The sequence below is a fragment of the Cognatilysobacter lacus genome, assembly GCF_008274655.1.
GTDB classification, from domain to species: domain Bacteria; phylum Pseudomonadota; class Gammaproteobacteria; order Xanthomonadales; family Xanthomonadaceae; genus Cognatilysobacter; species Cognatilysobacter lacus.
Genome location: NZ_VTRV01000093.1, coordinates 1 through 10,411 on the forward strand (window position 1 = coordinate 1; position 10,411 = coordinate 10,411).

Consider the following 10,411-nt stretch of genomic DNA (forward strand, 5'->3'; position numbering starts at 1 on the left):
AGCTGACGCCGGTCAGCCGGTTGAGCACGTCATAGGCGTAGGTGGCCTGCTTCGTCGAGCCCCGGGCGTCGAGCTTGGTCTTGAGGTTGCCGGCACTGTCGTACGTGTACGAAGTCGTGCCCGTGTCCGGGCTGACGAGCTTTGTCAGATCTCCGAGGCCGTTGTAGGTGTAGCCGGTGGTCAGGCCCTTCGGATCGACGACGGCGGTCAGGTTGTCGAGCGCGTCGTAGCCGAACTTCGTCTCGGCCTTGATGCCGGCGGTGTCCTGCAACGTACGCGTCAGCCGATTCAGCGGGTCGCTGTCGTTGTCGGTCAGGCGCCCCTTCGCGTCCTTGACGATGTCGGCATTGCCCGACGCGTCGTACGTCATGGTGGGCCCGTAGCCATAGGCGTCGTTGGCCGCCTGCAACTGGCCGAGCTGGTTGTAGACGCGCGAGAGTGCGCGGCGCAGGTTGCCCTGCGCGTCCTTGGTGTCTTCCTTCGTCCGCTTACCCGCGTTGTCGAGCACGTAGTCGATGCGGTCGCCGACGTTGTTGGCGATCGCCGTCAGCCGGTGCGCCGCGTCGTATTCGAACGTGGTGGAGGCACCGTCGGGCTGGGTGACCTTCTGCACCAGGCCCGTCGGCAGGTAGTCCATGCGCGTGATGACGTCGTCGGTCTCGACCGACGTGTCCGCGCCGCGCACCTTGGAGGCGGTCAGCCAGCCGCGGGCGTTGTACTCGAGGTCAGTGACGACACCATTGGCGTCCTTCATCGACAGCGGGCGGCCCGCACCGTCGTACGCCAGCGTCTCGACCACCTGACCCTTGGCGTTGGTGACCTTCCACAGGTCGCCACGGCGGTAGGCGCAAGTGGTCGGCGCCGTATCGCAGCCGACGGCGTCGGCCATGCGGTAGGTGTAGGTGGTGATGTCGCTGACGTCGGTGCGTGGGCCATCGACCTTGGTGACCAGCCCGATGCGCGGGCAGGTGCCGGCGTCCACGTCGGGCTGTTCGCAGTAGGTGGTGGCGGACGTTCGCGAAATCGCAAGCACCGGGTCCGACACCGTCGTTGAGAGGGGCTGGCCGCGGCTGTTGAGAGTCCACGTCGCCCTCGCTATCAACGTGTTCGATGCGTTGTATGTGCGGCGCTCGGTAGGCACGCCGAATGAGGAATTCCAATCGGTCTGGATCGTGCGCTGCTGCGCTGTGCCGACCGCCTCGATGCGCTGGGTAACCCGGCCCTGTGCGTCGTTGGTGAAGCCGGTGGTGACACCCGCCTCGACCTTCTGGCTGACGTACCCGTTCGCGTCGTACTGGTACGCGGTCGACGCCGCCGCACAGCCGTCGGTGCAACTGCGGGTGATGGCCTGCGCCGTCGGCGTCTCGAAATTGGTGACGAACTGTCGCTGTTCGGTCGCGCCCGTCGGCGTGGTCACCGTGGCGCTGCCGTCGGCGTTCCGCACCACCGTGTACTTCTCCACGCCACCGGCGTGCTCGGTCGATACCGCGCGCGCCGACTCGTCATAGCCATATGTGGCGTAGCGCACCCCGTTGTCCGAAATACCCGTCAGCAGCGTTGGGTAATTCATCCATGACGTGTAGGCGCTCTCGTTGTACTGATACGTGCGCGTCGCGCCGCCCGGGTAGAGCACGCCCGAAAGACGGCCCGAGGTGTCGTAATCGAAAATCGTCTCGCCGCCATCGGGTGTGACGATTCGCGCCAGGCGATTGGATGCGTCGTAGTTGAAGCTCAACGCGCGGCCGTCGTCCTGCTGGACGCGCTGCAGCAGGCCGGCAGTGTCGTAGGAGACAGCGGCCCACCGCCCATCGAGCAGGCTGATCCGAACCAGGCGACCGGCGAGATCGAACTGCTCGATGCGCTTTGCGCGAAGGTCACGCCACTCCCAGCCGGTCTGCGTGCCGCCTGCATCGGTCAATGCAACGAGCGTTTGCGAAACGTTGGGGTCGCCCTGCCACGCACCGTTCACGAGCCGGAACCGTAACTGCTGGCCTGTCGGACGAAGCACGTCCGCGACGCTTGTTCCGTCGCTGGCCGCCGACGTGCTGACGTGCGACGAATAGCTGTGTGTCCAGTCCGGACCCATCGTTGATACGAGCGTCTGCTGGCTGTTGTAATGGCGGGTGAACTCAAGCAGTGCCGATACCGAGATATCGGACTCGGCCTGGTACTTGTTGCCGGTCGCCACGTTGATGGGATTACCCACGTAGTTCGACACTGCAACACCGGGGATGTCCGGCCCGACCATCGCCGACTTCGCAGTCGCGTTGGACGCAGCGAAACAAGCTAAGAGCCCAAGTGCGATCGTCCATCGGTGCAGGCTGTTCGAATCCATGACTCATCCCCGATTGTTTTCTTGTTCCGGTACCGAGTGCGGGGCTGGAAGGCCCGACGCGGCTCTTGCAGATGCAGTGCGCGTTACCGTGAGCCGGACGGCAGCCAAGACGGGCTTCACCGCCTCGGCTACCGTCAGGATCCCGACCTTCGACGCTGGAGCCACTCGATGTTGCCCGCGCCACCTCCACGCCTCCTGGAAAGCTCCAGTGGTCGGGTCAATTGCGCGAGACCGAGATCGCCCACCCGGAGAGTCGAATGTGCGTCAGTCCGTGTCCTGGTTGGAGCAGCTTCGATTAGACCGATATCAGCGCCGACGCGGGACTCGCACTTACAGGGGCCCAGCGTCGCCGCCTTGGCCGAGCACTCGCCGCTGGTAGCACTGGGTGGTGTGTCGCTGGAACTGAACGCAACGATCGCTGCCGACTCGCTCGACTCGCAGAACTTGACGGACGCGAGCTGCGATTCGGCAACCAGGTAACTATCCGGAATCACCCTCTTGACGTGATAGCCAGCCGGACAATTGAACGTCACCATCTTCTGCACGCTGTAGTAAATGTAGGTGTGGCCGAGTCCTGCGCTGTAATCGTTGAATACGGCCAGGCGGGCGGGCTGGGTCGGATAAGGTTCCGTTGACCTGCCGCCCCCATACATGCCCGCGAAGTGAACGATCGCGTACTGAATGCCGTTGGCATCGGCCAGGTAGTCCCGGATCCACGTCGCCCGCGGGAGATAGTCGCTGGCGAACCAGTAGTTGGGATCGATGGTCGATGAGCTCGACGCGAACGGGTTCGTGCTCAGCCACGCGTCGACCGCTTCGCGCTCCGTGTCGCACATGTAGTCCAGCATCGGATTGGCGCCGTGGCACAACCCTCGCAGGTTGTCCTCGTTCGGCATGCTGTAGACGGCCTTCTGAACCCGGGCGGGTTCGATGGGCGGCACGCTGTACGAGATGGGGGCTGTGTGAGCGTCGTTGATCGCTATGCCGCCGCGCGTCATTCGCGCGGCGTTCGACGACGACGCGCGCAGGCTGGACTCGGCTGCCGGAAGCGTCGGGTAGCACGCGCCCTGGAAGCAGTACTGCGAAACGCTGGACGCGAGCGTCGCAAACGGCGCTAGTAGCGCGACGACAAACAAGAACCTGATCATCAGGCAACACTTGTGCATCGAACGATCCTTGTTCATTTGGGACGCCCTATCGCCCGTATTCGCATTGCCACTTCGGTCGCCGCGAGGCAGCGCAGCCGTCCCGGCGTGACGAAGCAATAACAAAGCGTTCGCGGCGCTGCCGATTTGGCGCGCCGCGATGCAGTCCCAGCTACAGTTCCCCGCCGCGATTCTGCCAGAGCCTGCCCACAAAGCAACTCCGGCGAATTCCGACCGGGGCCCTGGTCCGAAGTGTTACCGACACATGTAGGTTCGGGCGACGACGTGCGAGATCGCCGTTGGTCCAGTCGAGACGCCGTGCGTGGTCGTGCAATTACGACGGCACTGCCGTGCTTGCTATCGACAGCAGAGCTTTCCACCTTTCGACCCTGTATTCCGACAGATGTCGCGTTGCGCCAGATATGGAATGGCGAGTCAGTTGACCGCAGTCGCTCCAGGGAGCCATCGCAGTTACACGGATCAGGCCAGGTCGGGTCTCGGCATCGGCCTGTAGCAGGTCCAGCGCTGCTCTTCCTTGCAGAATTTCGGCCGTTGAATTGCGCTCGACGGCGCATTGCCTGGCAGAAGGTACGGTGCGGACAGGCCGCTTCCGGCCGGTGCCGGAAAGCGGAATGAGGATCGGTCCGCCTTTCCACAGACGCCTACAAATCGAACGGGAGCCCGATTTGCTCCCACTTCTTGTTGCAGCGGGTCGAGACCGGCACTATGTTGATTACGCGTCGTAAGGCCGTTGAAAATCCAACCCGACCTTTGTTCTTGAACTGGCGGGCGGGTGCGGCTCTAGCCGCCGGCCATGACGCCGCAGGTTCCGTCGCACTGGCCCAGGCCCGGGGTCGGCGGAGGTGGTGGCGGCGGTGGCAGGTTGACGCACGTGTTCCGGTACCACTCGGTCGTCCCGTCCCAGCTCGTCCCTGCAGGACAGTCGACGTAGTACGCGTAATACTCCGGATTGCCACTGTTATGAGGCGGATTAAATGAGTATCCGCACCCGTTGTAATCGCCGGGACGGCCGTACTCGCATATGAAAGTCTGCCGGTGGATGATGTTCCCCGCGTGGTCGTTGCCGGCGACGATCCAGTCGCTGCCGGTGCACGCGTCCGGAATCGCCTGATCGTTTGGGTGGGCGGCGAGGACCGCATTGAGGTCACTTTGGCACGCGGCTTGAGCGGCGGCCGGCGTGTCGTAATCAGGCGGTGTCTCAGCTTCGACCAAGCCGCTGACGAGCGCCAACAACAGGATGGCGAAGCATCGGAGTGTTTGCTTCCATGCCAACTTCGCGTCGCTCCACAGTGCTACTTCGAGTTAGGGATTCTTTTGCAGCGGGCCAACAGTGCGTGCGCAGCGACCTAACGCTGCACGTTTTTCGAATCAATGAATTTTTCCCAGCGCTATTTCGTTGACGTCTGCCGGGCAGAAGCTTGCGGTCCGATTGACTTAATGAGCGACGGCACTGCAGAGCGGTAATCAGTTGCCGGCAATGGTACCGGGGGACTCGTCGCATTTGCACGGACCCAATCCCGGCGTTGGTTTAGGCAGCGGCTTGTAATAGATCCAGCGCTGCTCTTCGACGTTGCAGAATTTCGGCCACTGGATCGCGCTCGAAGGGGCGTCGCCCGGCAAAAGGTACGGTGCGGACAGGCCGCTTCCGGCAACTGACCCTGCCGGGCACATGAACGCCTGGTACTTTCCGAGAATGCGGTTCTGGTAGTGGAGGTCGTCCGATGGAAACCCGGGAATGTGAATCCACACCTGGTATTGCCTGACGTTCAGCTCGTCGTATCGAGTGAACGACACGCGTCCCAATCGCCGATCGGGGCTGGCAAGCTGACCGATCCAGTAGAACGGATCAGCATGCGTGCCGATCCACTGGCCATTGATGAACTCGTTTCCAGGATAGGGGTTGCGGGTATGGATGTCCGCGACGAGCATCTGCATCGCTGTGGCCTCATCCGGGCATCCGTCGCCCAATACGGAATCACACAGTGGGGTGCCATCCATGTAGTACTGCGGCGGATAGAACGTTTCCGGCGCCTGCGCAGGAACGCCGTACAGGAACAGCGTGATCGTCCCTTGGTCGAGCGTCAGAATTCGCTCGAACTTGGGACCAAATGGCCCGTCCAATCGCATGGCAGCTTCCGCATCCGCCAGACTCGCGTAGTCGCATTTTCCGTTGTAGCAGGCGCTTCCCGGATTGCTTTGGGCTTGTGCCAGAACGGGCGCGAAGCCAATCACGGTCGCGAGCGCGCGCACGAAGTAAGACGCGCGTTCTTTATCGATAAAAGCCATAATCGTCCCGAATCCCGCCGCATCCTGCAGCGCCCCGCGGTCATTGTGTCAGAGTAAAAGCCTCTTCGCGACTCTGTGCCCGTGGAGCCCGACGTCCGCCTCGGGTAGAAACAGTGGCACCGTTTCGGCTTACGGATGTCTTATTCGCGCCTCGATCTGCTCCACTTTTTTTACCGCATCTTTGACCGCAGTGCCGAGACATGCGCAGGCACCCGAAAAACTCTTGGGGAACCAAGCACTTTTCTCCGGGCGTGACGAAACAAGGTCGGATCGGATGTCTCTTTCGACAGCTGCGCTTTGTGCGAAGAGCGGAAAATGCAACGAAAACTCCTGGCGCCCACCACTCGGCGTGGATCGGCTCCGCGCGTCTAATCCGCCATCGCCGATGGCTCCGGCTCCGCACTCGTAGCCGCCGCAAACGAAACCGGCTTCGCGAATAGATACCCCTGCAACTCCCCGGCGCCGCTCGTACGCAACCAGTCGCGCTGGAATATCGACTCGACGCCCTCCGCCACGACACCCAGCCGCAATGTACGCGCAAGCGCGATCACCGCTTCGCAGATCGAGCGATCGCTCTCGTCGGATTCGAGGTCATTGACGAACGAGCGATCGATTTTGAGCCGATGGATCGGCAAGCGCTTGAGATAACGCAGCGACGAATAGCCGACGCCGAAATCGGCGATGGCGCTGGCGATGGTGACGCCGAGTTCGGCCAGCGCGACCATCACCTGCGCGGCGCGTTCGGGATCGTCGACGATCACGCTCTCGGTGAGTTCGAGTTCGAGTGCGCCGAAGGGCAGGTCGAACTCCTCGACGACGCGGCGCACGTCATCCAGCAGCCCGTGCGCGAACTGCATCGCAGACACGTTCACCGACAGCCGCACGTGGCCGAGGCCTTGCGGGACCAGGAATGCGTAATGGTGCGCGGCTTCGTGCAGAACGCGACGTCCGAGCTCGACGATCAGCCCGCTCTCCTCGCAGATGCTGATGAATTCCGACGGCGGCAACAGGCCGCGCAGCGGATGTTCCCAGCGCACGAGCGCCTCGAGCGCCACCAGGCGCAGGTCCCTCGAAAATACGGGCTGGAACAGCAGCCGGAACTCCTTGCGTTCCAGCGCCGCGCGCAATTCCTGCAGCACTGCAATTTGCCTTTGCTCGACGGAGTGCTGCCGGCGCGATACGCCACGGTGCAATTACAGCCCTGCTTCTTGGCCTGGATCGCCGCGAGTTCGACGCTCATCAGCAGGCTTTCGGCGCTACTCGCGTCCTCTTGGAAAAATGGCTGTACCCGACCGATGCGGTGAGCTTGCATGCGCGCGCGTCGCCTTCCACAGGCTCGATGAGCGCGGCATGCACGCCGGATGCGACGTACTCCGCGAGCATGTCGTCGTCGCCCTCGACGATGATCACGAATTCGTCGCCGACGGAACGCCCGATCAGTGTGCGCGGCCCGAGCATGTGATGCAGGCGCAGCGCGATCTCGCACAGCACGCGATCGCCGGCGGCATGGCCGAGCCCATCGTTGACCAGCTTGAATCCGTCGAGGTCGACGATCAGCACGCTCACGCGCCCGCCGTCGGTGCGCGCGCGTTGCACCACTTCGGCCAGGTGCTCGAGGATCAGGTGACGATTGGGCAACCGGGTGAGCACGTCGTGCGTCGAACGCCACTGCAGCTGCTGCGCATGGCGCTGGCGTTCGCTGGTATCGGTGATCACGCCGAGCAGGTGGCTGACGCGGCCGTCGCTGTCGCGCATGGGCGTGATGCGGTACTCGTACCAGAACGCGCTGCCGTCGCGACGCGTGCCCTGCGACGACACCTGCACGTCGGTCATCGCCTGGAGTGCATCGCGCACGACGGCGGCGCCGGCCTGTTGCGGATCGAACGCCTGCAGGAAATCGAACGCGCGGCCTTCGACTTCGTCGGCGCGGTAGCCGGTGATGTGCTCGAACGCCGGGTTGGCGTAGGCGATCGGGAACGCGGGACGGCCGGCGTCGGCGATCAGGATGCCGCTGGTGGATGCTTCCACCGCCCGCTCGAACAGGCGCAGGCGAGGCGACAACAGGCGCTGCGGGCGGCGATCGATCATGCCGCCGACCATGCGCGCCGCGGTGCCGTGGCCGTCGCGCTGGATGTAGCCGCGGTCGAGCACTTCGGTGTACGTGCCATCGCCGCGCTGGAAGCAGTATTCCTCGACCCAGCTCGACGCGCCGCCCGCGATCGCGGCATCGAGGCTGCCGTGCACGCCCACGCGTTCGTCCGGATGCACCAGCGCCGCCCACTGGTCGAGCGTGGTCGGCACGGTGTCGGCGGTGAAACCGAAGTTGGTGGCGAAGCCGTCGCTGAACCACAGGTCGCCGCTGAGCACGTCGCAGTCGTAGGCCGCGTCGCTCATCGCCTGCGCGATGAGGTGCACGCGTGCATTGGTGAGCTCGGATTCGCTGACGTCGCGCGCGACCACCAGGCGCGCTGCCCGTCCGCCGTAGGCGACATCGGCCGCGCGCACCTCGACATGCATGCGCGTGCCGCCGCGATGGCGATGCACCCAGATGCCGCGAGTGGGGCGCTCCGCCGCGGGCAGTCGAAGGTGCGCGAGCAATTTTTCACGATCGCCGGGCGGGCGCAGTTCGAGCACGCTCAGGCCGCGCATCTCCGCCTGCGGCCAGCCATAGAGCTCGGCGGCGGCCGGGTTGGCCGCGACGATGCAGAGGGTTTCCATGTCGAAGACGAACATCGGCACCGGGTTGGCGTCGAATCCGTCGAAGTCTTGGGCCACGGTGTCCCCTTTTGCCCTGCGTCCCCGGTTCGCCATGCCACGCGTCCTGTGCGCTGTGAACCGCCGTGGCGAAACCGCGATGGTGTCTCGCCCGACGGAAGGCGTGGCCGGCAGCCGCCCGACGTGTCAGCGTCGCGCATGCCGGCGAGTGGACCGGCATTGGGGAGGGATTCCATGCGTGCAGTTCCGATGTTCGCGTTCGCGGCTGTGCTGTGCCTCGCGGTGCCGCTCGCGCCCGCGCAGACGCGTCCGCAGATGGTGCAACCGATGATGCGTTCGCCCAACATCGGCGGCGCGCAGATCGACCGCACCGTGCTCAACGAGCGCCGGCTCATCGCGCTCGGCAAGAAGAACCGCGCGCTCGAAGGCCGCGTAGCCACCCTCGAAGGCGCGCTGCGGGAGATGCGGGCCGCCAGTGAGTTCAGCTGCAGCGCGGTATCGACGTCGCGCAATGGCCGCGGCGCCACGGAGGACTGCGGCCCGTACGCCTGCAACTACCTGGACGGTCGCTGCCGCACGGTGGCGGTCGACAGCAGCCAGTGCGCGGCAGGCTTCGTGTGGGATGGCAGCAACCACTGCGTCGCGCCACCGCCGCCGGCGCCGGACGACGACTGCTTCATGGGCCTGTTCTGCTGATCGCTCAGGGCTCGTCGAACAGATCGACCTGCGGCCCCGCGGGATCCAGGTTGGCGAGCCCGACACCGACCAGCCGATAGCGCGTCGACGCGGGCAACGCCACGCGCGCGCGCAGCTCGGCGGCGATGCGTGCGAGCGATGCAGCGTCCGCCGGCATCCGCGGCGGCGTGAGCGATCGCGTCAGGATGCGGAAGTCGGCGGTCTTGAGCTTGAGCACCACCGTGCGCGGCCTGCGCGGTGCGCGGCCTTCGCTGGTGTCGCGCTCGCACTGGCGCTGCCACGCCGCCCAGGTCTTTTCGGCAAGCCGGTCGATGTGGGCGTCGAGCGCAGCCAGTGGTTCGTCGCTGGCCAGCGTGTCTTCGCTGGAGATCTGCGTGTGCGCGCGCTCGGGCTCGACGGGGTGGTCGTCGATGCCCCAGGCGAGTTCGTGCAGGCGCTGGCCCCAACGGCCGAAGCGCTCCAGCAGCACGTCGCGACCGGCATCGCGCAGGTCGCTGACCGTGCGCAGCCCGAGCGCCTCGAGTTCGCGGTCGGTGACGCGGCCCACGCCCGGCAGGCGTCCCACCGGCAACGGCGCGAGGAACGCCTGCACCTTCGACGGCGGCACCACGAACAGGCCGTCGGGCTTGCGCCAGTCGGACGCGATCTTGGCGACGAACTTGTTCGGCGCGACGCCGGCCGACGCGGTGAGCTGCGTGGTCTCGCGGATCTCCGCGCGGATCGCCTTGGCGATGTCGGTGGCGGTGGGCAGGTCGCTCAGCGGTTCGGTGACGTCGAGGTAGGCCTCGTCCAACGAGAGCGGTTCGACCAGCGCGGTGTGCCGCTGGAAGATCGCGCGGATCTGCCGGGACACCTGCTTGTAGCGCACGAAGTCGGGCGGCACGAACACGGCATCCGGGCACAGGCGCTCGGCGCGCACGGCCGGCATCGCCGAGCGGATGCCGAACACGCGCGCTTCGTAGCTCGCGGCGCAGACGACCGAGCGCAGGCCCTTCCAGGCGACGACCACCGGCCGGCCACGCAGCGACGGATCGTCGCGCTGCTCCACGCTCGCATAGAAGGCGTCCATGTCGACGTGCACCACCTTGCGCGGCGGCAAGCTCATGGCAAGGCCGGGCCGTCGGTGACGCAGTGCAACAGGCGGAGGCGGACGGTCATGCGGGCGGCCGGGCACGGACGCGCCGATTGTCGCCCGCGGGCCGGGCCCGCGCCT

The 10,411-nt window shown here is 65.3% G+C and carries 8 protein-coding genes; 1 reads left to right on the forward strand and 7 read right to left on the reverse strand.

Going from position 1 to position 10,411, the window contains the following annotated elements:
- The 6 genes from FW784_RS09225 to FW784_RS09250 all read right to left on the reverse strand — a co-directional run.
- On the reverse strand, nt 1-2,335 hold a 2,335-nt coding region (locus FW784_RS09225), incomplete at its 3' end, for a DUF6531 domain-containing protein (RefSeq protein WP_149353055.1).
- 134 nt (nt 2,336-2,469) lie between these two features.
- Nucleotides 2,470-3,519 (reverse strand): hypothetical protein, encoded by a 1,050-nt coding sequence (locus tag FW784_RS09230; protein WP_149353056.1) that lies wholly within the window; start codon nt 3,517-3,519, stop codon nt 2,470-2,472.
- Between the two features lie 762 nt (nt 3,520-4,281).
- The gene (locus tag FW784_RS14645; RefSeq protein WP_205123590.1) at nt 4,282-4,773 is read right to left on the reverse strand and encodes a hypothetical protein; all 492 of its coding nucleotides are present in this window, start codon (nt 4,771-4,773) and stop codon (nt 4,282-4,284) included.
- Between the two features lie 192 nt (nt 4,774-4,965).
- Complete coding sequence (locus FW784_RS09240) at nt 4,966-5,787, reverse strand: hypothetical protein (RefSeq protein ID WP_149353058.1); 822 nt, start codon at nt 5,785-5,787, stop codon at nt 4,966-4,968.
- A gap of 368 nt (nt 5,788-6,155) precedes the next feature.
- Entirely contained in the window at nt 6,156-6,926 is a 771-nt protein-coding gene (locus tag FW784_RS09245; RefSeq protein ID WP_187770755.1) for an EAL domain-containing protein, read from the reverse strand.
- A gap of 100 nt (nt 6,927-7,026) precedes the next feature.
- A complete protein-coding gene (locus FW784_RS09250) occupies nt 7,027-8,562 on the reverse strand; it encodes a PAS domain S-box protein (RefSeq protein WP_187770756.1) in 1,536 nt (511 codons plus the stop codon).
- Between the two features lie 174 nt (nt 8,563-8,736).
- Between FW784_RS09250 and FW784_RS09255 the strand changes: the two genes are divergently transcribed.
- Complete coding sequence (locus FW784_RS09255) at nt 8,737-9,198, forward strand: hypothetical protein (RefSeq protein ID WP_149353061.1); 462 nt, start codon at nt 8,737-8,739, stop codon at nt 9,196-9,198.
- Nucleotides 9,199-9,202: 4 nt separating this feature from the next.
- Here the strand turns inward: FW784_RS09255 and dinB are convergent, their stop codons facing one another.
- A complete protein-coding gene (dinB, locus tag FW784_RS09260) occupies nt 9,203-10,303 on the reverse strand; it encodes a DNA polymerase IV (RefSeq protein ID WP_149353062.1) in 1,101 nt (366 codons plus the stop codon).
- Between the last annotated feature and the right edge of the window lie 108 nt (nt 10,304-10,411).

What these genes read in the sequence shown, in the direction of transcription:
- FW784_RS09230 (WP_149353056.1), bottom strand. Translation starts at nt 3,519, where the DNA reads ATGAACAAGGATCGTTCGATGCACAAGTGTTGCCTGATGATCAGGTTC.
- dinB (WP_149353062.1), bottom strand. Translation starts at nt 10,303, where the DNA reads ATGAGCTTGCCGCCGCGCAAGGTGGTGCACGTCGACATGGACGCCTTC.
- FW784_RS09240 (WP_149353058.1), bottom strand. Translation starts at nt 5,787, where the DNA reads ATGGCTTTTATCGATAAAGAACGCGCGTCTTACTTCGTGCGCGCGCTC.
- FW784_RS09255 (WP_149353061.1), top strand. Translation starts at nt 8,737, where the DNA reads ATGCGTGCAGTTCCGATGTTCGCGTTCGCGGCTGTGCTGTGCCTCGCG.